The sequence below is a fragment of the Saccharopolyspora elongata genome (genome assembly GCF_004348985.1).
Classification (GTDB): Bacteria; Actinomycetota; Actinomycetes; order Mycobacteriales; family Pseudonocardiaceae; genus Saccharopolyspora; species Saccharopolyspora elongata.
This window is the reverse complement of the sequence record NZ_SMKW01000003.1, coordinates 1-24,350: the sequence shown is the minus strand read 5'-3', so window position 1 is coordinate 24,350 and position 24,350 is coordinate 1. Positions and strand designations below refer to the sequence as shown.

Here is a 24,350-nt window from a genome sequence, read left to right as displayed (position 1 = left end):
AGGTAACCCGCGACGGCACGCGCAGGAGGATCAAGTGGCCCTGGAGATCGAGGTGAACCCCGCCGAGGCCGGGTTCGACGCCGCCCGGCTGAACCGAATCGACCAGCACTTCGCCAAGTACGTCGAGGCCGGCAAGCTGCCCGGCTGGCTGGCGCTGGTGTCCCGGCAGGGCAAGATCGCGCACCTGTCGACGCACGGCATGCGCGACATCGCCGCCGGCGCCCCGGTGCAGACCGACACCCTGTTCCGGATCTACTCCATGACCAAACCGGTCACCTCGGTGGCGATCATGATGCTGCACGAGGAGGGCGCGTTCGAGCTCACCGACCCGGTCAGCGACTTCATCCCGTCGTTCGCCGAGCTGCGCGTCTACAACGGCGGCACCGCCCGCGCCCCGCAGACCCGCCCGGCGGGCGAGGACATGCGGATCTGGCACCTGCTGACCCACACATCGGGCCTCACCTACGCCTTCCACTACCTGAACCCGGTCGACGAGCTCTACCGCCGCGCCGGCTTCGAGTACGGCATGGCCGACGACCTCGACCTGGCGGGCTGCTGCGACGAGTGGGCGAGCATGCCGCTGCTGTTCGACCCCGGCACGGCCTGGAACTACTCGGTGGCCACCGACGTGCTGGGCCGGATCGTGGAGGTGGCGTCCGGGCAGACGCTGGACGAGTTCTTCCGCACCCGCATCTTCGAGCCGCTGGGCATGACCGACACGGGCTTCGCGGTGGATCGCGCCGACGCCGACCGGCTCGCCACCCTCTACGTCGCCGACCCGCAGGGCAAGGCCCGCCCGCACCCGAAGCAGGCGGAGCTGGGCGCGGCGGCGTTCGAGCTGCCGAAGGCCCTCTCCGGCGGCGGCGGGCTGTTCTCCACGGCGCACGACTACCACCGGTTCACGCAGATGCTGCTGCGCGAGGGCGAACTCGACGGGGTCCGCCTGCTCGGCAGCCGCACGGTGCAGTACATGACCCGCAACCACCTGCCCGGCGGCGCGGACCTGGAAACCCTGGCGCTCGGCTCGTTCTCGGAGGTGGCCAACGCGGGCAAGGGCTTCGGGCTGGGCTTCGCGGTGATCGACGACCCGATGGCGGCGAAGGTGATCAGCTCCCCGGGCGAGTTCTCCTGGGGCGGCCTGGCCAGCACGGCGTTCTGGGTGGACCCGGCGGAGGACCTGACGGTGCTGTTCCTGACCCAGCTGATGCCGTCGAGCACCCACCCCATCCGCTCCCAGCTGCACCAACTCGTCTACCAGGCCCTGGTGGACTGACGGGGTCGTGAGTGCGTAACCGGGTTGGAGCCCGGTTACGCACTCACGACCCCAGAACGCGGGATTCGCCGACCGCCAGGTCCCACAGCCGCTCCGGGTCGCGGCCCGCGTCGCGCCAGGCCTTGCGGATCCGGGTCAGCGGCTCCGTGACCGGCTCGCGGGTCAGCACGAACGTCCCCCAGTGCATGGTCGCCGCGTACTCCGCGCCCAGGTCGGCCACCGCCTGCGCGGCCTCCTCCGGGTCCATGTGCACCGGCTTCATGAACCAGCGCGGGTCGTACGCGCCGATCGGCACCATCGCCACGTCGATGCCCGGGTAGCGCTGCGCGATCTCCGCGAAGTGCGGCCCGTAGCCGCTGTCCCCGGCGTGGTAGACCCGGTGCTCCGGCCCGGTGATCACCCAGCTGCCCCACAGGCTGCGGCAGGTGTCCCGCGGGCCGCGGCGGCTCCAGTGCCGCGCGGGCGCGAAGTCGAACGTCAGCCCGGCGACCTCCGCCGACTGCCACCAGTCCAGCTCGACGACCTCGGTGAAGCCGCGGCGCCGGAACCAGCGGCCCAGCCCCGCGGGCGCCAGCACCGGGGTGGCGCGGGGCAGCCGCTGCACGGTGGGCGCGTCCAGGTGGTCGTAGTGGTTGTGGCTGATCACGACCGCGTCGATGGGCGGCAGCTCGCTGAAGGCGACGCCCGGCGGCGTGAGCCGTCGCGGCACGCCGGGGATCCGCGACGACCACACGGGATCGGTGAGCACCGTTGCCCCGGCCATCCGCACCACGTACGTCGAGTGCCCGACCCAGGTGACCGAGGTGTCCCGCGCCGTCACCGGCGGCAGACCGGTGCGCAGCACCGGGATCCGGTCGGCGTCCTCCACCCGGCCGCGGAACCCGCCGGTCCACATCAGCCGCATCACGGCTCGGAAGCTGGGCAGCGGCTCGTGCAAGCGGTCCGCGTAGGAGGACTGGATCATCAGCTGCTGGTACTCGGGTCGCACCCGAACAGATTGCCCTGCGCGGCCGGGGGTCCGCACCCGCGGCGTCAGAAGGCGGGCCAGGGGATGGCCGGCCATTCCCCGGACGGCGCGGGGAACACGCCGTCCACCAGCAGCCGCTCGATGCGCGCGTTGACCGCCTGGACTTCCTTCGGGGTGACGTGTTCGGCCAGCTCAGCGGCCAGCTCGCCCTCCATCAGGGCGCGCAGCTCGCCCAGCCGGTCGACGACGTCGCCCGGCAGCGGCTGCCCGATCCAGCCCCACAGCACGGTGCGCAGCTTGTCGTCGGTGTTGAGGCTCACGCCGTGGTCGACGCCGAGCACCCGGCCGTCCGGGGCGTGCAGGATGTGCCCGCCCTTGCGGTCGGCGTTGTTGATCACGATATCGAGCACCGCCAGCAGCCGCAGCTGCTCGTGGTCGGCGTGCGCGAGCACGACCGGGTCGCCGTGGTGGTCCTGGGCGCGCAGCACCGCCAGCCAGCCGTCCGGGACCTCGCCGGGGGCGACGATGTCGACCAGCTGCGAGTCCTCCTCGACGTCCACCCACAGCTGCACCATGCCCGGCCCGAACGGGCCGTCGCGCAGCAGCGTCGGCGGGATCAGCCCCCAGCCGGTGGCCTCGGACAGCAGGTAGGACGCGACCTCGCGGCCGGCCAGCGTGCCGTCCGGGAAGTCCCATAACGGCCGCTCGCCGCGCACCGGCTTGTAGACGCACTCGGCGGACACGCCGTCGGACTCGATCCCGCAGAACAACGTCGCGTTGGACGCCTCCACCAGCCGCCCCTGCACGTCCAGCCGGCCGTGCCGGAGCAGCTCCGCGACCGCGGGATCGCCCGCGTGCACGACCGTCAGACCTCTTCCGAGCGGCGGTAGCCGTTCTGCCGCGGGCAGATGTGCCCGGCAGGGTCCAGCGGTTCGGCGCACAGCGGGCACGGCTTGCGGCCCGCGTTGATGACGCGCTCGGCGCGCTCGGCGAACGCCCGCGCGTGCGCGGGGCTGAGGAACACCCGCAGCGCGTCGGGGCCTTCCTCGGTGTCGTCGAGCACCACCGACTCGTCGATCTCCTCCTCGGTGACCGCGAGGAGCTCGACGACCACCGCCTCGGTTTCGGCGTCCCAGCCCAGCCCCATGGTGCCGACCCGGAACTCCTCGTCGACCGGCACCGCCAGCGGGTCGGTGTCGACGAGGTCGTCGGGGGTCTGGCTGGGCAGGTCGGTGTTGAACCGGCGCTGCACTTCTTCCAGCAGCGCGCCGATGCGTTCGGCCAGCACCGACACCTGCTGCTTTTCGAGCTGCACGCTGACCGTGCGAACGTCCTCGGACGCCTGCAGGTAGAAGGTGCGATCGCCGGGTTCCCCGACCGTTCCGGCGACGAATCGGTCGGGTTGACGGAAGACGTGGATGACACGAGCCATGACTCCTCCGACCCTAGGCCACCGCGCGCCGTGCGTGCGCGGCTGGCCCCCGTTTCCTTCATCACCGTTGCGAACCGGCCCGGCTTCCGCCGGGTCATCCGCCGGTTTACTCGCTGAACGGGCTCGTCGACCACCTGTTTCAGCGTTGTTCGCCATCGGCGAACTCCGGCGCGTCACGCCTGGTGCGGATACCCTCACGGGCGGTGGTCAAGATCGCGGGATGGAGCAGGCATGAGTAACCCTGTGTCAACCTCAGTCCTCCTTCACCGCACCCCAGGGGACCGTGACGCAAGCCAGCCACAGGAAACCACGCAACGGGAGATCGGGCTGGACGCAACCACCACTGTGGATCGCGGAGAGGCGGACCAGCCATGACCATGCGCGAACTACGTCGCCCGCACCGGCTGCGCAGCGGGGACACCGTGGCGCTCGTCGCGCCCGCCGGACCGGTGCCGGAGGACCTGCTCGAAACCGGGCTGGAGCAACTGCGCTCCTGGGGCCTGAACACCAGGGTCGGCAAACACGTCCGGGATCGCCACCCGCGCCTGGACTACCTCGCGGGCACCGACGCCGACCGCGCCGCCGATCTGCAGGAGGCGTGGTGCGATCCGGACGTCAGCGCGGTGTTCTGCGTGCGCGGCGGATACGGCAGCATGCGGATCCTCGACCTCCTGGACTGGACCGAGATGGCCGCGGCCGGGCCGAAGCTGTTCACCGGCTCCAGCGACATCACGGCCCTGCACGACGCGTTCGCCACCCAGCTCGGCCTGGTCACGGTGTTCGGGCCGATGGCCGCGACGAAGGCGTTCACCGAAGACGCGGCCGCGCGGGAACACCTGCGCCGCACCCTGTTCCAGCCCGAGTCGGTCACCATCCTGACGCGCTCCACCGCGGACGCGCTCGTGCCCGGGCGGGCGCGGGGCATCACCTACGGCGGCAACCTGAGCATCGTCGCGGGTTCCTTCGGCGCACCGGACGCACCGACTCCGCCGGAGCGCGGCATCGCCATGCTCGAGGACGTCACGGAGGACCCGTACCAGCTGGACCGGTTCGTCACGCAGCTGCTGCGCGCGGGCTGGTTCGACCACGCCGCCGGGATCGCGCTCGGTTCCTGGACGGAGTGCGGACCGCTGGAGGAGGTGCGCGCGGTGATGTCGGACCGCCTGGGCGGCCTGGGCGTGCCGATCCTGTGGGAGCTGGGCTTCGGCCACTGCACGGCTCAGCGCACCATCCCGCTCGGAGTGGCCGCCGAACTCGACACCGACGCGCAGCGCCTCTCGATCCTGCAACCCGCACTGCTCTAGTTCGCTTTCTTCCGCGCGTAGTGCTGGCGGGCCTTCGCGCGGTTGCCGCACCGCGCCATCGAGCACCACTGCCGGTTTCGCGCCGGAGAAACGTCGACGAACCGGATCCCGCAGAGGTGGAAGGCGCAGACGGCGACGCGCGGGAACGGCTCGGTGGCGAGCAGGTCGATCGCGTCGACCGCGACCACCGCCAGCGCGGCCCGCACTGGGTCGTCCGGCGGCGGTCGCCGGGCTTCCACCGACCCGTCCGGGCGCACCAGCAGCTGAGCCGCGGCGCGGTTCTCCGCGCGGGCGGCTTCGTTGATCAAGTCCACATCGGACTCCGCGATGCCGAGCCCCTGGGCCCGGACCTGCAGCGACCGGTCGATCGCCTCGCGCAGCTCGCGCGCGAATTCAACGTGCGCGTCCGCGGGCGCGCCGTCGGCGCGGAGCCCGGCTTCGCGCAGCCATTCGGCCAGGCGATCCGGCGTCACCAGCAGTTCGCGGCCGCCGCAGTAGCGGTCGCGCAGCGTGTTGACCAGATCGAGGCTGGGACGACCGCCGTCCCAGATCCAATCACCCATTCTCGTCCCCTCCGCCGGCCGTCGGTATGGCATTCTAAGTTCTAACCCCCCAAGACGGTTAGAATCGGAGTTCGCCGGATGCCGACCGAAGAAGTCGCCCTGATCAACGGTTTGCGCGTGCACTACACGCGGGCGGGCAGCGGCCCGGGCCTGGTGCTGCTGCACGGCTGGCCGCAGACCAGCCACTGCTGGCGGAAGCTGATCCCGGAACTGGCCCGCACCCACACCGTGATCGCGCCGGACCTGCGCGGCTACGGCCGGACCGACAAGCCCCGCACCGGCTACGACAAGCGCACGATGGCCTCCGACGTGGCCGCGCTGGCCGAATCGCTGGGCTTCGAGTCGGTCAGCGTCGTCGGCCACGACCGGGGCGCGCGGGTGGCGCACCGCTGGGGCCTGGACCGCCCGGCGCAGGTCGACCGGCTGGCGCTGCTGGACGTCGTGCCGACCCGCGAGATGTGGAAGCGGCTGAACACCGAAGCCGGCATGGCCTACTGGCACTGGTTGTTCCACATGCAGCCGGACCTGCCGGAACGCCTGGCCGGCACCGACGTCGCGGGCTACCTCGGGTACTTCTTCGAGCGCTGGACGGTCAACCGGCACGGCCTGGAAGCGGCGGCGATCGACGAGTACGTGCGCGCCTTCTCCGCGCCCGGCGCGCTGCGCGCCGGTTTCGACGACTACCGAGCGTCGTTCCCGCACGACAGCGAGCACGACGACGTCGACGCGGCGGCGGGCCGGAAGCTGACCATGCCGGTGCTGGCGCTGTGGGGCTCGGCCGGCCTGCCCGCCCGGCTGCCGATGCGCGAGATCTGGCTCGACTACGCCGAAGACCTCACCAGCGCCGAAATCCCGGAATGCGGCCACTTCCTGCCTGAGGAACGCCCGGAAGCGGTGCTGACGCACCTGCGGGAGTTCCTGAAGGCGGCTTGATACCTTCGGGCCCATGCGCGTCCGCCCCATCTCCCCCGACCTGCTGGCCGAGGAGGTGGTGGAACGCATCGACGCCCTGCAGGGGCGCTGGGCGCGGGTGGCAGTGGACGGCGCGTCCGCCGCCGACACCGGCGAATTCGCCGACGCTCTGGTGGAACCGCTGCGGGCGCTGGGCCGCGAGGTGGTCCGGGTGCGCACCGCGGACTACCTGCGCCCGGCCTCGCTGCGACTGGAACACGGCCACCACGACCCGGACTCGTTCTACGAGAGCTGGTTCGACCTGAAAGCCCTGACCCGCGAGGTGCTGACCCCGCTGTCCGCGAGCGGGAACGGCCAGGTGCTGCCCGCCTTCTGGGACGCCGAGGCGGACCGCTCGCCCCGACTCGCCCGCATCGCCCTCCCGCCCCGCGGAGTGGCCGTTGTGGACGGACCGCTGCTGCTCGGCGCGGGCCTGGACTTCGACTTCGCGATCCACCTCTGGCTCCCGGAAGCGGCCCTGCAGCGGCGAACCCCGGAACCGGACCGCTGGACGCTGCCCGCATTCCGGCGCTACGCCGAAGAAGTCACCCCGGAACGCCTCGCGGACCTCGTGGTCCGAGTCGACCGCCCAGGCCGCCCCGCGGTCGTCGACAGCCTGGACTGAACGGCCGAACCAACACGTGGCACGGTTTGCAGATGGATGAGTCTGTTTTGGCTGCGGAACACACTCCGCAACCCGGTGGGAAAACCCTGCTCGAACAAGCCCGAGCAGATGCCGAACGCCTGGGGAATGATCCCGTCGATGTGGCGGAGATCCTCGCGATTCAATCGTTCATGGGATTCGACGAGTAACTAGGCCACGCGGCGCTCGACGGACGGGACGGCGGCCAGGAGCGTCTTCGTGTAGTCGTGCTTGGGGTCGAGCAGGACCTGCTCCACCGGGCCGACCTCCACCAGATCGCCCTGGTACATCACCGCCACCCGGTCCGCGATGTTCCAGGCCAGGCCGAGGTCGTGGGTGATCACCAGCGTCGACAGGCCGCGTTCGACCCGCAGGCGCAGCAGCAGCGCCAGGATCTCGCCGCGCACCGTCGCGTCCAGCGACGCCACCGGCTCGTCCGCGATCAGCACCCGCGGTTCCAGCACCAGCGCGCCCGCGATCACCACGCGCTGCCGCTGGCCGCCCGAGAGCTCCTGCGGCAGGCGGCCGAAGAACTTCTCCGCCGGCCGCAGCTCCGCCGCCTCCAGCGCCGCCGCGACGCGACCACGCTCGTCATCGGTGATGCCGTGGATCCGCAGACCTTCCGCCACCGCTTCGTAAACCGTGTGCCGGGGGTTGAGCGCGCCGGACGGGTCCTGCAGCACCAGCTGCACCTGCTTGCGGTAATCGCGCAGCCCGGCGCTGCCGGTCGGCAGCGGCACGCCGTCGAAGCGCACCGCACCGCCGGTCGGCTGCTGCAGCCCCAGCATCGTCCGGGCCAGCGTCGTCTTGCCGGAGCCGGACTGGCCGACCAGCGCGACGATCTCGTTCTCGCCGACCTCCAGGTCCACCCCGCGCACGGCGCGCACGGTCTGCCCGGAGCGGCTGGTGAAGTCGACCGACACCGCCTCCGCCGACAGCAGCGCGGGGCCGGCCCCGCTCGGCGCCCCTTCGGTGAGCCGGAACCGCGGGTCGCCGACGGTCGGGAAGGCACTGGCCAGGGCCTGGCTGTGGGCGTGCTGCGGCTCGGTCATGACCTGCCGCGACGGACCGTGCTCGACGACCTGCCCCTGGTACATCACCGCCAGCCGCTCGCAGCTGGCCGACAGCACCGACAGGTCGTGGCTGATCATCAGCAGCGCGATGCCGCGCTCGGCGACCAGCCGGCCCATCAGGTCCAGGATCTGGGCCTGCACCACCACGTCCAGCGCCGTGGTCGGCTCGTCGGCGATGACCAGGCGCGGCTCGCAGGCCAGCGCCATCGCGATCATCACCCGCTGCTTCTGCCCGCCGGACAGCTCGTGCGGATAGGCGTCGGCCCGCTCCGCGGGCAGCTCCACCTGCGCGAGCAGCTCCGCGACCCGCTTGCGCAGGTCGCCGTTGGCCCGGCCGTGCAGCTTGATCGGCTCGGCGATCTGATCGCCGATGGTGCGCACCGGGTTCAACGCGTGCATGGCGCCCTGGAACACCACCGACGCGCTCGCCCAACGCACCGCGCGCAGCTGCCCGAACGTCATCTCGCGCACGTCCTGACCGTCCAGCAGGACCTCGCCGTCGATGCGCGCCGAACTCGGCAGCAGCCGCAGCACGGACATCGCCAGCGTCGTCTTGCCGCAGCCGGATTCCCCTGCCAGGCCGAGGGTTTCGCCCTCGCCGAGGCTCAGGCTCACGCCGCGCACCGCGGCTGTTCCCGGCGAGGCCTCCTGAGCGCCCCGATAGGTCACCGACACGTCCCGGAATTGCAGAATCGGAGTCACCGCCGCCCCCGCAGCCTCGGATTGAACACGGCCTCCAGCGCCCGCCCGCAGAGCGTGAAGCCGAGCACCACCACCACGATGCCCAGGCCCGGCGGCAGCAGGTACCACCACGCGCCGCCGGTGACCGCGCCGGTGTCCATCGCGGACTTCAGCATCGAACCCCACGAAACCATGCTCGGATCGCCCAGGCCCAGGAACGACAGCGTCGACTCGGCGATGATCGCGCTGGCCACCGACAGCGTCGTGTTGGCGAACACCAGCGGCAGCACGGCGGGCAGCACGTGGCGGCCGATGACGTGGCCGTGCCCCGCGCCCAGTGCCCGGGCCCGCTCGATGTAGGGGCGGGCCTCGATCGTCAGCGTCTGCGCGCGCACCATCCGCGCCGTCGGCGGCCACGCCGTCACCCCGATGGCCAGCACGATCGTCCACAGCCCGCGAGCGAGCACCGTGGACAGCGCGATGGCCAGCACCAGCGACGGCAGGACCAGGAAGAAGTCGGTGAAGCGCAACAGCACTCGGGAGGTCCAGCCGCCGAAGTGCGCGGCGAGCACCCCCACCACGGTGCCGATCAGCACCGACAGCACGGCCGCCGACAGGCCGACGACCAGCGACACCCGCGCGCCCCACCAGGTCAGCAGCAGCACCGAACGCCCGGATTCGTCGGTGCCGAGCCAGAATTCGCCGCTCGGCGCTTGCAGCGGGCGGCCCGGCGCCCGCGTGACGTCCAGGCCGCCGGCATCGGTGAGCAGCGGCGCGAACAACGCCAGCAAGCCGACCACGACCAGCACCACGAGGCCCACCAAACCGGCCCGGTCCGCGCGGAAGACGCGCCACGCCTCGGCCATCCTGGCCCGGCGGCGGGCCCGGATGATCTGCCCTGCGGTGGCCGTCATGATTCCCGCACCCTCGGATCGAGCACCCGGTAGAGCACATCGGCCAGCACGTTCATCACCACCACGCTCCCCGCAAGCACGATGAAAATGCCCTGCAGCAACGGAAGGTCCGGCACCCGCAGCGCCTCGTAGGTGAGCAATCCGAGACCCGGCCAGGAGAACACCGTCTCCACCGTGATCGCGCCCCCGACCACCAGACCCAGCCGCAGGAAGATCAGCGTGACGGTGGGCAGCAGCGCGTTGGGCACCGCATGCCGCCGCCGCACCAGGTCCTCGCGCAGGCCCTTGGCGCGCGCGGTGGTCAGGTAGTCCTCGCCCATCTCCTCCAGCAGCGACGAGCGCATCACCATCAGGTACTCGGCGTAGATCACCGCGACCATCGTCAGCGCGGGCAGCACCAGGTGGTGGGCGATGTCCAGGACCTGCGGCAGCAGCTCCGGCGGCGTGTCCGGCGAGGAGATCCCGCCGACCGGGAACATGCCCGGGATCGGCCCGACGCCGACGCCGAAGGCCATCAGCACGATCAACCCGAGCCAGAACGTCGGCACCGACCACAGCGTCAGCGCGATCGACGTCGAGGTCTTGTCGAAGGCGCCGCCGTGCTGCCACGCCGCGCGCGAGCCCATCCACAGCCCCAGCAGCACGGCGATCAAGGTCGCCGTGCCCACCAGCAGCACGGTCGGGCCGATGCGGTCGAGGATCAGCTCGCCCACCGGGCGGCTGTAGGTGTAGGAGGTGCCGAGGTCACCGCGCAGCAGGTTGCCCAGGAAGTCCAGGAACTGCTTCCACAGCGGCTGGTCCAGGCCGAACCGCTCGCGCAGCACGGCGATCTGCTGCTCGGTGACCGGTGCGCCGTGGGTCATGGTGCGCACCGGGTCGCCGGGCATCACCCGGAACAGGAAGAAGCCCAGCACCGCCACCAGGAACAGGCTCACCAGGCCGCCGCCCAGCTTGCCCGCCACGTAGCGGACCGCCCGGCGGCCGCCGCCGGTGGGCGGCGCCGGTTCTGCGACTGTCGCGAGTGCTTGGGACACGGTTCACTCCCGGGTGTCGGCGGTCGCCCGGCGGCGGACCACCACCAGCGCCACGACGACGCCGACCAGCACCACGACCCCGCCGAGCACCCAGGCGGCGCCGGTGTAGTCGGTGCCCGAGCCGCTCAGCGCCTTGTCCGTGGGCTGGGCGCCGTAGTAGCCCCAGTAGCCCTGCTGCGCCACGATCACGCCATCAGCCTTCGGTTGCAGGGTGAACCCGCTGTAGCGGTCGGCCCGGTAGGCCTCCAGCGAGTTCTGGTACCACAGGATCAGCCCGGCGGCCTGGTCGTAGAACCGGGCCTGCGCCTGCTGGACCAGGTCGACGCGCTTGTCCTTGTCGAACTCGCCGAGCTGCCGGTTGTACAGGTCGTCGTACTGCTGGTCGCACAGGAACGTGTCCGGGTTGCCGCCGCCGCTGGGCGTCGGCCGGGACGCGCAGGTCTGCAGCCGCAGCACGTAGTCCGGGTCCGGGTTGGCCGACCAGCCGCTGATCACCATGTCGTAGTCGGCGCTGGTGGTGCGGTCGTTGAGCTGGTTGTCCGACACGGGCTGGAGTTCGACGTTGATGCCGAGATCGGCCAGCCACCGCTTGACGAACTCGCCGACCTGGGTGTCCTCCGACCGGGACCCGTGCAGCACGAGGTTGAATTCCAGCGGCTCGCCCTGCGGGGTGCGGCGGATGCCGTCGGCGCCTCGGGCGTAGCCAGCCTCGTCGAGCTTGCGGTTGGCGGCGGCCGGGTCGAAGGTCCGCGGCTGCGGCGGCGTCCACTGGTAGTCGGAGAAGATCGGCGGCAGGTACCCGCCGCCCTCCTGGCCGTAGCCGCCGAGCACCCGGTCCACCAGGACCTTCCGGTCGATCGCCTGGTCGATGGCCTGCCGCACCCGCACGTCCTTCAGCGCCGGGTGACCGCTGCCGATCGACTCGTTCTCGCTGTTGGTCGCGCCCGGGTTGAGCGACAGCTCGAAGAACCGCCGGCCCTGGCCCTTGACCTGCTCGATGTCGGCCTCGCCCGCCAGCGCGTCGAACTGCGCCGGGGTGAGCTTCTGGACGACGTCGACGTCGCCCTTGCGCAGCGCCTGCACCGCGGCGTCGCTGTTCTTGAACTGGACGAACTGGAGTCCCGCGACCTTCGGTGCGCCACGCCAGAAATCGGGGTTGGCGGTCAGCGTGACGTCCTGCTCCGCGCGGTAGCCCGTGAGCGTGAACGGCCCGCTGCCGACCACCGGCATCTGGTCGTTGGCGAAGCCCGCGACGTCGGCGACCTTCGACCACACGTGCTCGGGCACGATCGGCGCGTCGATCGCCAGCATCGTGGCCTGCGGCGTCTTGGTGCGGATGACCAGCGTGGTGTCGTCCGGTGCGGTGACGGTCTCGAAGTTCTCCACGAAGTTGCCGTTGGCGGTGCTCGCGGCCGGATCGGTCATCATCCGGTTGAACGTGTAGGCGGCGTCGCGGGCGGTCACCGGCTGCCCGTCGGACCACTTGACGCCGGGCCGGATCCGGAAGGTCCAGGTGAGCTTGTCCGGGGAGGGCTCCCAGCTCTCGGCGAGCTCCGGCATCACCGAGAAGTCGTCCGGACTGTAGGTCGTCAGCGTCGGGTAGATGGATCGGAAGATGTCGGTGGAGGCCAACGTGTACCCCAGGAAGGGGTTCAGCGAGTCGATCTGCTGCTGCAGCCCGATCCGCAGCGTCGCGCCTTCCTGGCGCGCGCCGTCCTGCTGCGCGGTTGCCGGCATCGGCACCAACAAGGCGACCAGCAGCGCAGTCCAGAGCACGGCGAATCGTCTGCCCACGGCGACCCCTCCTTCGTGGCGAGTGAGAAGAAGGAACCACCTTCAGGCGCTGTTCGTCAATGGTTAACCGGCGGTTGTCTCCGAGCGGCATCACACACAGGTACCGAACCGTTACCCGATCGGCGAGCCGCGCCTCGAACGTCTGGCCGTGGGGCATAGATTGGGCGGCGTGCGGATCTTGCTCTCAGCGGACATGGAAGGCGTCACCGGCGTCACCTGGACCGACGACGTGGTGCCCGGAACCGAGCAGTGGCAGCGCTTCCGGCGCCTGTTCACCGGCGATGTCAACGCGTGCGTCGAAGGGCTCTGCGCGGCCGGCGCCACCGGCGTGCTGGTGAACGAGGCGCATTCGTCCCAGCGGAACCTGCTGCTGGAGGACCTCGACGAGCGGGCGGTGCTGCTGACCGGGCGGCACAAGCCGCTGTCGATGATGCAGGGCATCGAGTCCGATGTGGACGGTGTGGCGTTCGTCGGCTACCACGCGGGCGCGGGCGAGGAAGGCGTCCTTTCCCACACCTACCTGGAGAACTCCATCACCGGGGTGTGGCTCGACGGCGCGCCCGCCGGGGAGGGCGGCCTCAACGCGGCGCTCGCCGCCGAGTACGGGGTGCCGGTCCTGCTGGTCACCGGCGACGACCGGGCCTGCGCCGAGGCCGCCGGGTACGCGCCCACGGCGAAGACCGTCGTGGTGAAGGAATGCGTCAGCCGCTACGCGGCGATCTGCCGCCCGCCGGCCCGCACCGCGGCCGACATCCGCGCCGTGGCAAGCGAAAGCCTGCGTCTGGCCGGGCGGACCGAAGGCGTGGTCCGCCCGCACCGCATCGAGGTGGAGTTCGACGCCGCGCACCTCGCCGCGGCCGCCGCGGTGATCCCGACCGTCGAGCAGCTGGGCGTGCGGCGGGTCGGGTTCGACGCGCCGGACATGACCGAGGCGATGAAGGCGTTCAAGATCGTGACGACCATCGCCGCGCGGGCCGTCCAGGGCATCTACGGCTGATTACAGATCGCCCCAGCGCGCAGCCTGCCACTGCACGGCCGACGGCCGCTGCCCGGTTCGGGTGAATTCGTCCAGCGCCGCCCGGAGTTCCCGGAACGGCAGCACCGCGTTGCGCGGGAACTTCAGCGTGCTACCCGCGTCGAACGGCAGTGCGGGCGCGTCCGCCGACGGCTCCGGGTTGAGCGTGTGCCAGGAGTCGAGGTCGCCTTCCTCGGACTCCTCGGTGAAGTTCAGGACGCCGACCTCGGCCTCCGCGTCGGTGACGATCCGGATCTGCTGGTACGGCCCGGCCGCGTCCGGATCCTCGTGCGGACGGTCCCAGACGTAGAGGTGGCTGGCGCCCGGCGCCTGCGGCCGGAGCACCCGGTCCACCAGCTCGGCCTTGTCGTCCTCGGTCTGCGCGTAGTACCGCTCGCCGTCGGCCACCGCGGTCGCGACCGTGATCCCGAGTTCGGTGTTGCGGGCCCCGATCGCCTCGGAGCGCAGGCCTTCCAGGCAGATCCGCGCCTCCTTCAGCGCCTTGATCGCCGCGCCCTGGTGGAACACCAGGTCTCCCCAGTACGGGTGGCCGAGCACCTTGTTGAGGTCGGCGTAGACCTCGTGCGTCGCCTCGATCAGCTTGTCCAAGGCGTCCACCGGGACGTCCGTGAGGCGGGCGAACACGACCGCAGGCGGTTCGATCGGGCCGGTCTCGTCCGGTGCTGGATTCGACATGCGTTCCCTGCATCCACTTCGATCGTGGGCGACCCCCAGGACGCCCTGCCCAGATCTCGTTCCCCTCAAAGGCTACCGTGCGTCATCCGGCGGTCCCCCAGCGCCACCGCACGGTCGCCCGGCGATCAGCTGGCGTTGTCGCGCAGCACGCTGATCGCCGGTTCGTCCCGCACCGAGGCGAGGGACAATAACGCCCGCGCGAGCCCGTCCGGGTCGTCGAACCCGAGCTCCTCGACCAGATCGTCGGGCAGGCTGAGCATCGACAGCGCGACGCCGAGCATGCCCGCGTCCAGCAATCCCGCGCCGCGCCGGCTCATCCGGCGCCCCACCGCGGCCTGCAGCTGCACCGCCGTGTCCACATTGGCCTCGGTGATGTCCCCGAGCTCCTCGCGCACCTCGGGGTTGCGCACCGCCTCCAGGTGCAGCTCGAACAGCGCCAGGAACTGGGATCGCGCACTCGTCGACATCCGGCGCAGCATCGCCGCGTACAGCGCGGTGATGTCCTCGCCGGTGACGTCGGTGGGAACCTGGCTGCGCAGGCCGCGCAGCGCCTCGGTGTGCTGGGCGGCGAGGTAGCGCGCAACGGCCAGGAACACCGCGCTGCGCGTCGGGTAGTAGTTCTTGGTCGTGCCCTCTGGAACCTCGGCCTCGCGATCGATGGCGCGGTGCGTCAGCCCGCGGCCGCCATCGCGCGCCAGCACCTCGATGGCGGCGTCGGCGAGCAGTTCCCGGCGGTTGCCTCGTTGCGGCATGCATCCCCTGGCTGTTCGATCTTGCAGGCTGATCAACAGCGTAGCCCGCGCACCACACCAGTGGTGGACAGGGGCACGCCGCGCGCCTTGACCAGCATCCCCACGATTGGTATAGACCTCATGTCCGCGATCACCTCGCCACGGGAGCGCAAGATGTCGGAAACAGGCCCGGTTCACGCCGAGCAAACGCTGGAACACCTGCGAAAGATCGGCACCCACAACGCCGAGGCCCTGCGGGCCGCCGCCGACCGCCTCTTCGCCGCGGTCCGGGCGGACGGCCTCGTGTTCACCGCGGGCGCGGGCCACTCGCTGGCCGGCGTGATGGAGTCGTACTACCGGGCGGGCGGCCTGGCCGCGGTGCGGCCGCTGTACCACCCGGACCTGCTGCCCCTGCACGGCGCGGTTGCCAGCACCAGGACCGAACGCCGCACCGGCCTCGCCGAGGAGGTGCTCACCGGGGCCGGTTTCCGGGGCGGCGCGGACGCGCTGGTGGTGTTCTCCAACTCCGGGGTGAACCCCTACCCGGTGGAACTGGCCAGGCTCGCCCGCGCGGCGGGCTCGACGGTCGTGGCGATCACCTCGCCGACGGCCAGCGCCGAGGCCCCGAAGCGCGCGGGCACGACGCTGGCCGAAGAAGCCGAGATCGTGCTGGACACCCTGGTCCCGGGCGGCGACGCGAGCTACCCGCCGGCGGAGCCGGTGACGGCACCGCTGTCCTCGATGGCGAACGCGTTCCTGTGGAACATGCTGCTGGTGCAGATGTACGACCTGGCCGGCGCGGCCGGCGTCGACCTGCCGGTCTGGCGCAGCTCGAACACGGTCGGCGGTGACGAAGCCAACGCCGCCAACCTCGCGCACTACGGAGCGCGGGTGCCCGGCCTGAACTAGTCCGAGCCGAACTGCTCGGCCAGCTCCGCGATGCAGCGCAGCTGCGCGGCGCGCTCGGCGGCGAGCTGCTGCTCCGGGTCGACGGCCTCGTCGGCCTGGACCAGCAGCGCCAGGGTCTCCCGGACCGCGCCGTCCGGCGGTTGCGCGACGGCCTCGGCGAGCCGGTCCACGGCATCGTCGAGCCGGTCGGGTTCGACGACGGAATTGGCCAGACCGAGCCGCAGTGCCTCGTCCGCCTGAATTTCCCGCCCAGTCAGGCAGATTTCCACTGCCTTTGCGTAACCAACGGTCCTGACCAGGGGCAACGTGCCGCCAAGATCCGGCACGAGCCCCAGGCCGGTCTCCGCCATGCGCAGCCGGGCATCGGTGGCGAGCACGCGCAGGTCGCACGCCAGGGCGAGCTGGAACCCAGCGCCGATGGCGTGCCCCTGCACGGCCGCGATGGTCACCCGATCGGGTTCGCGCAGCCAGCTGAACCCCTGTTGGAAGCCGGCGATCTCGGCGTCGGCCTGCTCGGTGGGGCGCTGGGCCAGCGCCGCCAGCCCGGGCGCCCCGTCGACGTCGGCGAAACCGAAGAGCCGGCGATCCAGGCCGGCCGAGAACGACCGGCCCGCGCCGCGCACCACCACTACCCGGACCTCTGGGCCCAGGGATCGTCCGATCTCCCGCAGCGCCTGCCAGGTGTGCGGTGTCTGCGCATTCAGCTTGTCCGGGCGGTCCAAGGTGATCGTGGCCCGCCGCCCGTGGATCGTGAACCCCACACCGCCACGATCCAACAGGCCGGCGTCCACCATCGAATCCGCCAAGCGGACCTCCGTTGCAGATCTGAGCAGATCTCTGGAGTCGTGCTATGTCGTCGGTGCAGACGGCCGGTGGCCGTCGTGCTCACTTCTTCTTCGAGCGCGTCGCGCCCCCGCGGCCCCGCAACTGCACGCCTGATTCGCTCAGGACGCGGTGCACGAACCCGTAGGACCGGCCGGTCGACTCGGCCAGAGCGCGGATGCTCGCCCCCTTCTCGTACTTCTTTCTCAGGTCACTGGCAAGCTTGTCCCGCGCGCTACCCGTGATGCGCGCGCCTTTCTTCAGCTCAGCCACGGTGTCCCCGCCTTCCCTCTGAGCAGGTCGGGCCTCGCGACCCCTGTCAGCGCAATGATCGAACAGGAAACGCAGGAACGCCAGGCGATCATGGAAAAAAGATCGGCCAACGGTCGAGATGACCGCGCGGCGATCACCGGAATGCACTAATCCATCCGTAGTAGCGGACGTTGCGAGCGCAACCTCTGCTAGGCCAACTGGACGAGGTCCAAGTAGTCGTCCGACCAGTGGTCTTCGGTCCCGTCCGGCAGCAGGATGACCCGTTCCGGTTCGAGTGCCTGAACCGCGCCGGGATCGTGCGTGACCAGCACGACGGCGCCGGCGAAGCTGCGCAGCGCGTCGAGCACCTGCTCGCGGCTCGCCGGGTCGAGGTTGTTGGTCGGCTCGTCCAGCAGCAGCACGTTCGCCGCGCTGGAGACCAGGCCCGCGAGCGCGAGCCGGGTCTTCTCGCCGCCGGAGAGGGTGCCGGCGGGCTGCTTCAACTGCTCGCCCTGGAACAGGAACGCGCCGAGCAGGGTGCGCAGCTGCTGTTCAGGGGTGTCCGGCGCGGCGCTGCGGACGTTCTCCCACACCGTCGCGTCGTGGTCCAGCGTTTCGTGCTCCTGCGCGAAGTACCCGACGCGCAGCCCGTGACCAGGCACGATCTCACCCGAATCGGGCTTCTCCATGCCGCCGAGCAGGCGCAGCAGGGTGGTCTTGCCCGCGCCGTTGAGGCCGAGGATGACGACCTTGGCGCCGCGGTCCACCGCCAGGTCGACGCCGCTGAAGATCTCCAGCGAACCGTATGACTTGGACAGCCCGTCGGCGGTCAGCGGGGTGCGCCCGCACGCCGCCGGCTCCGGGAAGCGGATCCTGGCGACCTTCTCCTGGGCCTGCTCCGTCTCGGCCTCGGCCAGCAGCTTCTCCGCCCGGCGGGCCATGTTCTGGGCCGCGACCGCCTTGGTCGCCTTGGCCCGCATCTTGTCGGCCTGCGCCATCAGGGCCGACGCCTTCTTCTCGGCGTTGGCGCGCTCGCGCCGGCGGCGCTTCTCGTCCGCGGCGCGGGCGTCCTGGTAGCGGTCCCAGTCCATGTTGTACACATCCGCCTCGCCGCGGATGGCGTCCAGGAACCACACCTTGTTGACCACGGCCGCCAGCAGCTCCACGTCGTGGCTGATGACCACCAGGCCGCCGTCGTGGTTCTTCAGGAAGTCGCGCAGCCAGTTGATCGAGTCGGCGTCGAGGTGGTTGGTCGGCTCGTCGAGCAGCAGCGTGCTGGCCGAACCGCCGCCGGGCCCGGCCTCCGACGCGGCGAACAGGATCCGGGCGAGCTCGACGCGGCGGCGCTGACCACCGGAAAGCGTGCGCAACGGCTGGTTGAGCACCCGGTCGGGCAGGCCGAGGTTGCTGCAGATGCGCCCCGCCTCGCTCTCCGCGGCGTAGCCGCCGCGCGCGGCGAAGCGCTCCTCCAGCCGGCCGTAGCGGGCGATCGCCTTGTCCCGCTCCCGGTCGTCGACCAGCTCGGCCATGGCGGTCTGGGCCTTCTCCATGTCGCGGATCAGCTGGTCCAGCCCGCGCGCGGAGAGCACCCGGTCCTTCGCCGTGACGGTGAGGTCGCCTTCGCGCGGGTCCTGCGGCAGGTAGCCGATCTCGCCGCGGCGGATCACGTCACCTGCGTAGGGCTGGCCCTCGCCGGCGAGCACGCGCAGCGTCGTCGTCTTGCCCGCGCCGTTGCGGCCGACCAGGCCGATCCGGTCGCCGGACTGGACACGAAGGGTCGCGTCGGAGAGCAGGATGCGGGAGCCGGCGCGCAGCTCCAGGCCGGTGGCAGAAATCAAGGGGAACTCCGAAAGTCAGTGGTCAAGCGATTCCATGAGCGCGCCCACCGGCGGACCGGGTGGGCGTGGGCACTGCTGAGCGGCTCGGTCGCTAAACGACGACCGGGCGAATCAGCGATGGAGTGGCGCGGGGAACGCGAACCACGTAACGCTTGCTAACCACGAACCCAGTGTATCGGGCGTTGTCCACCGATTTGATCGCAGACCTCATCACGTCGGTCACAACCGGCGGTGCTCCTGCTCACAGCACGAACGTGTCGTTCCACAGCTGCGTGGTCCGGCCCGACAGGGCCTCCAGCAGCGCGGCGGCCTGGTCGTCGGTCAGCGAGGCGACGAAGTCGATCACCGCTCGGCCGCGCGCCATCCGCTCCAGGCGCTCCGCGTCGACCGGCTCCGCGTCGCCCGGCGCCAGCAGCTCCGGGTCGTCGCTGCGCAGCTGCGAGAACTCGGCGCGGGCCCGGTCGAACAGGTCGCGCAGGCGGTGCGGCAGCCGGGCGGCCTCGCTGCGGTCGATCAGCCAGTTGTCCAGGGCCTCGACGAGCTTGCTCAGCAGCCGGTCCTGGCCGCGCTGGTGCAGCGCGAGGTCGGGGCGCTGCAGCACGAACCGGCGGTGCACGAACTTCAGCACCTGCACCTCGTGCCACTGCTCCACCGCGAGCGCCACGTGCCCGGACCGCGTGTTCGGGTGCTCGTCGACCTGGATGCCCTCGACCAGGCGCTGCGTCCACTCCCCGGAGAAGGCCGCGATGGACCGCTCGGCGAGCTGGGACCGGTCGAAGGGCACCTCCAGCAGCTTGTTGACGAGGTTCGCGACGACCTTCTTTACCGCGCTGACGAACGCCTCGTCGTCGGCGATCCAGTCGTCCTTGGCGTGCAGCCGGCGGCGCAGCCGCTCCAGCGAGCAGCCGGGGCGCATGCCGTCGCCGGCGAGCTCGGCATCGGAGCGGGCGGCGAACTCCGCGACGTGCCCGAGCCACTCGGTCAGCTCGTGCGAGACGCTGGTGTGCTGCAGGACCCCGACGCGGTGGAAGTCCTCCAGGTCGTGGATCGCGTAGGCGATGTCGTCGGCGGTGTCCATGATCGACGCCTCGACGGTCTGCTGCCAGTCCTCGATCCGGCCGCCGAACGCCGCGCGGGCGTCGATCAGATCATCGATTTCGCTGCTGTAGCAGGAGAATTTCGCCGATCCGGTGCCCGGCTGGTCCTCCGGCTCGGACGCGCCGCGCGGCGGCGAGGCGAGGTGCCGGGGGTGCGGTTGCGGGCGGGACAGCCGGGTCCACGGGTACTTCAGCAGCGCGGCCCGCACCGCCGCGGTCAGGTCGAGGCCCTCGCCGCCGACGCCGCGCACGTCGATGCGGGTGACCACGCGGTAGGTCTGGGCGTTGCCCTCGAAGCCGTCCGGCAGCGAGAAGCGCTGCCGCGCCAGCCTGTCCAACACGCTCTCGCCGAGGTGCCCGAACGGCGGGTGCCCGAGATCGTGGCCGAGCCCGGCGGCCTCGACCACGTCCAGGTCGCAGCCGCCGAGGCGGTCCAGGCGCGCCACGTTCTCCCGGTTGGCCATCAGCCGCTCCGCGATGGCCCGGGCCACCTGCGCGACCTTCAGGCTGTGGGTGAGCCGGTTGTGCAGGAGCAGCCCGGAGCCGCTGGGGCTGACGACCTGGGTCACGCCGCCGAGGCGGGCGAAGAACGCGGAGCTGGACACCCGGTCGCGGTCCGCGCGGAACGGGCTGGCGGCTAGGTCACCTGGGCCGTGGGCGGATCCGGAGCGGCTGCTGCGCCGACCGGTCCGGGTTGGCTGCACATCCTGCATGGGCTCACGTTAGCGGCCCTGGCGGCGCGATTGGTGGCCGACGTGATCTGATGCTCCGGTGGATGTCGTTGTCGTGGGCGGCGGCCCGGCGGGCCGTGCGGCGGCGGCTGCCTGCAGCGATACCGGCCTGCAGGTGACGCTCGTCGATCCCGCGCCGCGACGCGTCTGGCCGCACACCTACGGGACCTGGCGCGACGAGCTGCCGCCGTCGGTGCCACCAGCGGCGATGGCGTCGGTGATGCCGTGGATGGCAGTGCGCGGCACCGAGCGGCACGAATGGCAGCGGCCGTACGCGGTGCTGGACAACACGGCGCTGTGGAAACACCTCTGGCGTCCCGACATCGTCGAGGTGACCGGGCGGGCAACGGCCGCCGAGCACGGGCCGACGGGTTCGACGGTGGTGCTCAAGGACGGCCGGCGGATCGCGGCGGCCGTCGTGGTCGACGCGACCGGCGCCGCGCGGGCTCTTTCCGGTGGGCGCCCGGCGCACCCCGCTGCCCAGCAGTCCGCGGTGGGCTGGGTGGTCGACGCCGCGGCTGCGGAACCGTTCTGCGATCCGGACGCCGGCGTGTTCATGGACTGGCACCCCGCTCCGCAGACCCGCGGCGGCTGGCCCACGTTCCTCTACGCGGTCCGTCTCGGCCCGGACCGGGTACTGCTCGAGGAGACCTCGCTCGCGCGCCGCCCGGCGCTGCCGCTGGCCCTGCTGCGCAGGCGGCTCGCCGGCCGGCTCGCCGCCGCCGGAGTGACCGAGCAGGAGCGGATCGGCGAGGAGCGGGTCCGGTTCCCGGTGGACGATCCGCTGCCCCGGCCCGGGCGGGTGATCCCCTTCGGCGCGGCGGCGGGCTTCGTGCACCCGGCGACCGGGTTCAGCGTGGCGGGCTCCGTGCAACGCGCGCCGTGGCTGGCAGCGGCGATCAGCGCCGCGCTCCCCTCCGGCCCGGCCTCCGCCGCCAGGGCGAGCTGGTCGATCTTGTGGCCGCCGCGCGCGGTGGCCGCGCACTCGCTGCGACACCGGGCGCTGCAGGCCCTGCTGTCGCTCCCCCCGGACCTGGTGCCGGAGTTCTTCGAGCTGTTCTTCCGGCTGGACGAGCCGCACCGGGCGGCGTTCCTGGCGGCCGAGGGCAGCGCCGCCGGGACGACGGCCGCTATGTCGGCCCTCTTCCGCAGCGCGCCGTGGCGGATCCGGCGCAGACTGATGCTCGGCGGCCTCACGGTCGGACACCCGCCCGCCCGGCACGGACTCGGCGGCGGCTGAACCCGCACACCACCTGTAGCGGAACCGCTCCGTTTCGTTGTGTCGATGGCCACAGGGTCGCCGACTGGCCGATGCTTCACGCTGGCAAAACAGGCTAGGTTGGGCCGCGGGGAGAGGCGGTGTCCTCCGCCGGGGATGAGGAACTGAGATGTCGGTGAACAGGTCGTGAACACCGTCGATGGAGCGGCATGAGTCCGGGCAACATCGACTCCGTGCTTGCGCTGGTTGACGAAGTGCGCTTCGCGTTCCAGCCGTTGATCAACATCAAGACCGGTGCCATCGTCGCGATCGAGGCGTTGGCCCGGCCGGCGGGCGCGCATGTCCAGGACCTCTTCCGGGAGGCCGCCCGGCAGCGGCGGCTGACCGAGCTGGACGTGGAACTCGCGACGGCCGCGTTGACCTCGGCCGCGGAGCACGAATCCCTGCTCCCCCTCCACCTGAACATCTTCGGCGGCACCGTCACCCACGACCTCCCCCGGCTCGACCTGCTGCGCGAGAAGCTCCGCGAGATCGGCCGCCGCGAGCAGGAGGTGACGCTGGAGATCGGCCCGCCGTTCGCCCGGCTGGACTCCGCCGAACTGCTCAGCGGGGTGGAGAAGCTTCGCGCCGACGGCTTCCAGGTCGCCTTGGACGGCGTGGGCGAGGGCGACGTGCCGCTGACCCTGATCGCCGACATCGGGCCCGCCGTGGTCAAGCTGGACCGCGGCGTGGTCGCCGGGCTGCCGGACAGCCCCGCCCGGGTCGCGGTGGTGGAGGCGGTCCGCCACCTGTGCGAATCGACCGAGAGCCAGCTGGTCGCCGAGGGCGTGGAGAACGAGCGCCAGCTGACCGCGCTGCGCCGCAACGGCATTCGCCTGGTGCAGGGGAACCTGCTCGCCCCGGCGGCCCGGCGACCCCCGACGGCGAGCAGCGTGCCCGGCGTGGCGGCGGAGGTGACCGACCCGCACGGCCCGTCGATCAGCACCCTCGCGACCGGGCCCCGGGTGACGGAGTTCCTGTCGCCCGCGACGATGCTGCCGATCGACGCGACCGCCGACAAGGTGCGCGGCGTGCTGGCCGACCACCCCGAGATCAGCGGCGTGGTGCTGGTCGACGAGCAGAACCGGCCGCGGTGGACCATCGACCGCAACCGGTTCCTGCTCGCGGTGACCGGCCCCTACGGGCACGCGCTGCACGCCAAGCGCGCGGCATCGCGGCTGGCCGACGAGCCGCGGGTGGTCAACACGGCGACGACGGCGATGGAAGCGCTGAGCCTGGTGACCCGCTCGGACCAGTACCGGATGTACGACGACGCGATCGTGGTCGACGAGTCGGGCCGCTGCCTGGGCGCGGTGCGGGCCGGCGACCTGATCCGCGGCATGGCGGAGCTGAAGGTGGAGGAGGCGGCGGCGCTCAACCCGCTGACGCGGCTGCCGGGCAGCGACGCGATCGCCCGCGACGTGGCGCGCCGGATCGCCGCCGGCGAGATCTTCGCGGTGAGCTGGCTGGACATCGACAGCTTCAAGAAGGTCAACGACACGGCCGGGTTCTCCGCGGGCGACGACCTGATCCGCGCGATCGGCCGCAGCCTCACCGACGCGGCGACGGCGCTGCGCTCGGTGCAGGTCGGCCACGTCGGCGGCGACGACTTCTTACTGGTGAGCGATCTCGACGACCTGGTGCAGCTGGCGAGCCTGGTGCTCGACCCGTCGCGCTCGGCGGGCGATCTCGACGTGACCGTCTCGCTGGCGACGCTGGTGTGCACGCCGACCACGGTCCACGGCTACGACGAGGCCTCCAGCCGGCTTGCGCCGCTGAAGCAGCACGCCAAGTCGCTGTCCGGTTCGAGCTGGGTCATGTCGCGGCCCGGTTCGGATCGCATCGAAGTGCTCCGCGGCGCGTAACACGCACGGCGGATTGCCGAACCCTCCCCGGATCACCCTAGGCTGGTGATCAAGCTCCACATGACAACGTTGTCGCCAATGTGGGAGGGCCGACGATTGGACCTATCTGGACGACCGGATGGTGCTCCGTCCTTTTAGGACCAAAATGAAGCCTGGCCGGTCCTTCCGTAGCCCGCGCTGTCATACCCCGGCCGTAAAGTGATCAGTATGAAGGCGAACACGGCGGCGAGGTTCCGCCTGTACCCCAGCCAGGTGCAGGCGAAACGACTCACGGTGTGGTCGCATACCTGCCGGGCGGTGTGGAACATCGCGCTGGCGCAGCGCATTTGGGCATACAAGTCCGCGCGGCGAGCCACCGTGCGCTCCATGGAGCAGTGCATCGGACTCACCGAGGCACGCAAGGACCACGCCTGGCTTCGAGACCTTCCCGCACAGTGCGCCCAGCAAGTTCTCCGGCAGCTCGATACCGCCTATGACAACTTCTGGAACCCCAACCGCCCAGCTGGG

24 protein-coding genes are annotated in these 24,350 nt (G+C 71.3%); 10 read left to right on the top strand and 14 right to left on the bottom strand.

Annotated features, from left to right (window positions below):
* Positions 1–34 precede the first annotated feature (34 nt).
* On the top strand, positions 35–1,273 hold the full coding sequence (locus E1288_RS03190) for a serine hydrolase domain-containing protein (protein WP_132480445.1): 1,239 nt from the start codon (positions 35–37) through the stop codon (positions 1,271–1,273).
* 43 nt (positions 1,274–1,316) lie between these two features.
* On the opposite strand, the gene E1288_RS03185 is transcribed toward E1288_RS03190, so the two are convergent.
* The 3 genes from E1288_RS03185 to E1288_RS03175 are packed head-to-tail and all read right to left on the bottom strand — an operon-like array spanning position 1,317 to position 3,672.
* Positions 1,317–2,261 carry an MBL fold metallo-hydrolase gene (locus E1288_RS03185; protein ID WP_235883310.1) on the bottom strand — a complete coding sequence of 315 codons (945 nt, stop codon included), beginning with the start codon at positions 2,259–2,261 and terminating at the stop codon, positions 1,317–1,319.
* Positions 2,262–2,305: 44 nt separating this feature from the next.
* The gene (locus E1288_RS03180) at positions 2,306–3,100 is read right to left on the bottom strand and encodes an SCO1664 family protein (protein WP_132480439.1); all 795 of its coding nucleotides are present in this window, start codon (positions 3,098–3,100) and stop codon (positions 2,306–2,308) included.
* Positions 3,101–3,105: 5 nt separating this feature from the next.
* Entirely contained in the window at positions 3,106–3,672 is a 567-nt protein-coding gene (locus tag E1288_RS03175) for a DUF3090 domain-containing protein (RefSeq protein WP_132480436.1), read from the bottom strand.
* A gap of 371 nt (positions 3,673–4,043) precedes the next feature.
* On the opposite strand from E1288_RS03175, the gene E1288_RS03170 reads away from it, so the two are divergent.
* Positions 4,044–4,976, top strand: coding sequence for a S66 peptidase family protein (locus E1288_RS03170; RefSeq protein ID WP_132480433.1), 933 nt, complete (start codon positions 4,044–4,046; stop codon positions 4,974–4,976).
* On the opposite strand, the gene E1288_RS03165 is transcribed toward E1288_RS03170, so the two are convergent.
* Complete coding sequence (locus tag E1288_RS03165; RefSeq protein ID WP_132480430.1) at positions 4,973–5,539, bottom strand: CGNR zinc finger domain-containing protein; 567 nt, start codon at positions 5,537–5,539, stop codon at positions 4,973–4,975. The genes E1288_RS03170 and E1288_RS03165 overlap by 4 nt on opposite strands.
* Before the next feature lie 78 nt (positions 5,540–5,617).
* Here E1288_RS03165 and E1288_RS03160 point away from each other — a divergent pair, with 78 nt between their 5' ends.
* The 3 genes from E1288_RS03160 to E1288_RS46725 are packed head-to-tail and all read left to right on the top strand — an operon-like array spanning position 5,618 to position 7,303.
* Positions 5,618–6,472 (top strand): alpha/beta fold hydrolase, encoded by an 855-nt coding sequence (locus tag E1288_RS03160; RefSeq protein WP_132480427.1) that lies wholly within the window; start codon positions 5,618–5,620, stop codon positions 6,470–6,472.
* Positions 6,473–6,485: 13 nt separating this feature from the next.
* Positions 6,486–7,115, top strand: a complete 630-nt coding sequence (locus E1288_RS03155; protein WP_132480424.1) for a nucleoside/nucleotide kinase family protein — start codon at positions 6,486–6,488, stop codon at positions 7,113–7,115.
* A gap of 32 nt (positions 7,116–7,147) precedes the next feature.
* Complete coding sequence (locus E1288_RS46725; RefSeq protein ID WP_165967963.1) at positions 7,148–7,303, top strand: hypothetical protein; 156 nt, start codon at positions 7,148–7,150, stop codon at positions 7,301–7,303.
* On the opposite strand, the gene E1288_RS03150 is transcribed toward E1288_RS46725, so the two are convergent.
* Genes E1288_RS03150 through E1288_RS03135 form a run of 4 tightly spaced genes read right to left on the bottom strand, consistent with a single transcriptional unit; the run spans position 7,304 to position 12,629 of the window.
* On the bottom strand, positions 7,304–8,908 hold the full coding sequence (locus tag E1288_RS03150; RefSeq protein ID WP_132480421.1) for a dipeptide ABC transporter ATP-binding protein: 1,605 nt from the start codon (positions 8,906–8,908) through the stop codon (positions 7,304–7,306).
* Entirely contained in the window at positions 8,905–9,801 is an 897-nt protein-coding gene (locus tag E1288_RS03145) for an ABC transporter permease (RefSeq protein ID WP_207954156.1), read from the bottom strand. Before E1288_RS03145 ends, E1288_RS03150 begins: the two co-directional genes overlap by 4 nt.
* Complete coding sequence (locus E1288_RS03140) at positions 9,798–10,835, bottom strand: ABC transporter permease (protein ID WP_132480418.1); 1,038 nt, start codon at positions 10,833–10,835, stop codon at positions 9,798–9,800. The genes E1288_RS03145 and E1288_RS03140 overlap by 4 nt, the downstream gene beginning before the upstream one ends.
* A 3-nt stretch (positions 10,836–10,838) precedes the next feature.
* Entirely contained in the window at positions 10,839–12,629 is a 1,791-nt protein-coding gene (locus tag E1288_RS03135) for an ABC transporter substrate-binding protein (protein ID WP_132480415.1), read from the bottom strand.
* 169 nt (positions 12,630–12,798) lie between these two features.
* On the opposite strand from E1288_RS03135, the gene E1288_RS03130 reads away from it, so the two are divergent.
* Complete coding sequence (locus tag E1288_RS03130) at positions 12,799–13,626, top strand: M55 family metallopeptidase (protein ID WP_165967962.1); 828 nt, start codon at positions 12,799–12,801, stop codon at positions 13,624–13,626.
* Here E1288_RS03130 and E1288_RS03125 read toward each other — a convergent pair whose 3' ends face one another.
* Together E1288_RS03125 and E1288_RS03120 are read right to left on the bottom strand one after the other, a co-directional pair.
* Positions 13,627–14,340, bottom strand: a complete 714-nt coding sequence (locus tag E1288_RS03125; RefSeq protein ID WP_132480412.1) for an Imm1 family immunity protein — start codon at positions 14,338–14,340, stop codon at positions 13,627–13,629.
* 125 nt (positions 14,341–14,465) lie between these two features.
* Positions 14,466–15,092: a TetR/AcrR family transcriptional regulator gene (locus tag E1288_RS03120; RefSeq protein ID WP_132480409.1), complete on the bottom strand. Its 627-nt coding sequence runs from the start codon at positions 15,090–15,092 to the stop codon at positions 14,466–14,468.
* A 153-nt stretch (positions 15,093–15,245) separates the two neighbouring features.
* Here E1288_RS03120 and E1288_RS03115 point away from each other — a divergent pair, with 153 nt between their 5' ends.
* The gene (locus E1288_RS03115; RefSeq protein WP_132480406.1) at positions 15,246–15,980 is read left to right on the top strand and encodes a sugar isomerase domain-containing protein; all 735 of its coding nucleotides are present in this window, start codon (positions 15,246–15,248) and stop codon (positions 15,978–15,980) included.
* Here the strand turns inward: E1288_RS03115 and E1288_RS03110 are convergent.
* From E1288_RS03110 to E1288_RS03095, 4 genes are all read right to left on the bottom strand, one after another.
* On the bottom strand, positions 15,977–16,774 hold the full coding sequence (locus E1288_RS03110) for an enoyl-CoA hydratase/isomerase family protein (RefSeq protein WP_132481041.1): 798 nt from the start codon (positions 16,772–16,774) through the stop codon (positions 15,977–15,979). The two genes, E1288_RS03115 and E1288_RS03110, sit on opposite strands and share 4 nt — an antisense overlap.
* 91 nt (positions 16,775–16,865) lie before the next feature.
* Positions 16,866–17,075 carry a helix-turn-helix domain-containing protein gene (locus E1288_RS03105; RefSeq protein WP_093260265.1) on the bottom strand — a complete coding sequence of 70 codons (210 nt, stop codon included), beginning with the start codon at positions 17,073–17,075 and terminating at the stop codon, positions 16,866–16,868.
* Between the two features lie 188 nt (positions 17,076–17,263).
* A complete protein-coding gene (locus E1288_RS03100) occupies positions 17,264–18,892 on the bottom strand; it encodes an ABC-F family ATP-binding cassette domain-containing protein (protein ID WP_132480403.1) in 1,629 nt (542 codons plus the stop codon).
* Positions 18,893–19,133: 241 nt separating this feature from the next.
* Complete coding sequence (locus tag E1288_RS03095; protein ID WP_132480400.1) at positions 19,134–20,702, bottom strand: deoxyguanosinetriphosphate triphosphohydrolase family protein; 1,569 nt, start codon at positions 20,700–20,702, stop codon at positions 19,134–19,136.
* Positions 20,703–20,760: 58 nt separating this feature from the next.
* On the opposite strand from E1288_RS03095, the gene E1288_RS03090 reads away from it, so the two are divergent.
* The 3 genes from E1288_RS03090 to E1288_RS03080 form a co-directional block, all read left to right on the top strand.
* Complete coding sequence (locus tag E1288_RS03090; RefSeq protein ID WP_207954155.1) at positions 20,761–21,960, top strand: lycopene cyclase family protein; 1,200 nt, start codon at positions 20,761–20,763, stop codon at positions 21,958–21,960.
* A gap of 188 nt (positions 21,961–22,148) precedes the next feature.
* Positions 22,149–23,843: a GGDEF domain-containing protein gene (locus tag E1288_RS03085; RefSeq protein ID WP_132480397.1), complete on the top strand. Its 1,695-nt coding sequence runs from the start codon at positions 22,149–22,151 to the stop codon at positions 23,841–23,843.
* Between the two features lie 207 nt (positions 23,844–24,050).
* Positions 24,051–24,350: helix-turn-helix domain-containing protein (locus E1288_RS03080; protein WP_165967961.1), on the top strand; the 300-nt coding region annotated here is incomplete at its 3' end.

What these genes read in the sequence shown, in the direction of transcription:
- E1288_RS03175 (WP_132480436.1), bottom strand. Translation starts at nt 3,672, where the DNA reads ATGGCTCGTGTCATCCACGTCTTCCGTCAACCCGACCGATTCGTCGCC.
- E1288_RS03170 (WP_132480433.1), top strand. Translation starts at nt 4,044, where the DNA reads ATGACCATGCGCGAACTACGTCGCCCGCACCGGCTGCGCAGCGGGGAC.
- E1288_RS03160 (WP_132480427.1), top strand. Translation starts at nt 5,618, where the DNA reads ATGCCGACCGAAGAAGTCGCCCTGATCAACGGTTTGCGCGTGCACTAC.
- E1288_RS03085 (WP_132480397.1), top strand. Translation starts at nt 22,149, where the DNA reads ATGAGTCCGGGCAACATCGACTCCGTGCTTGCGCTGGTTGACGAAGTG.
- E1288_RS03125 (WP_132480412.1), bottom strand. Translation starts at nt 14,340, where the DNA reads ATGTCGAATCCAGCACCGGACGAGACCGGCCCGATCGAACCGCCTGCG.
- E1288_RS46725 (WP_165967963.1), top strand. Translation starts at nt 7,148, where the DNA reads ATGGATGAGTCTGTTTTGGCTGCGGAACACACTCCGCAACCCGGTGGG.
- E1288_RS03120 (WP_132480409.1), bottom strand. Translation starts at nt 15,092, where the DNA reads ATGCCGCAACGAGGCAACCGCCGGGAACTGCTCGCCGACGCCGCCATC.
- E1288_RS03145 (WP_207954156.1), bottom strand. Translation starts at nt 9,801, where the DNA reads ATGACGGCCACCGCAGGGCAGATCATCCGGGCCCGCCGCCGGGCCAGG.
- E1288_RS03095 (WP_132480400.1), bottom strand. Translation starts at nt 20,702, where the DNA reads ATGCAGGATGTGCAGCCAACCCGGACCGGTCGGCGCAGCAGCCGCTCC.
- E1288_RS03165 (WP_132480430.1), bottom strand. Translation starts at nt 5,539, where the DNA reads ATGGGTGATTGGATCTGGGACGGCGGTCGTCCCAGCCTCGATCTGGTC.
- E1288_RS03115 (WP_132480406.1), top strand. Translation starts at nt 15,246, where the DNA reads ATGTCGGAAACAGGCCCGGTTCACGCCGAGCAAACGCTGGAACACCTG.
- E1288_RS03110 (WP_132481041.1), bottom strand. Translation starts at nt 16,774, where the DNA reads ATGGTGGACGCCGGCCTGTTGGATCGTGGCGGTGTGGGGTTCACGATC.
- E1288_RS03155 (WP_132480424.1), top strand. Translation starts at nt 6,486, where the DNA reads ATGCGCGTCCGCCCCATCTCCCCCGACCTGCTGGCCGAGGAGGTGGTG.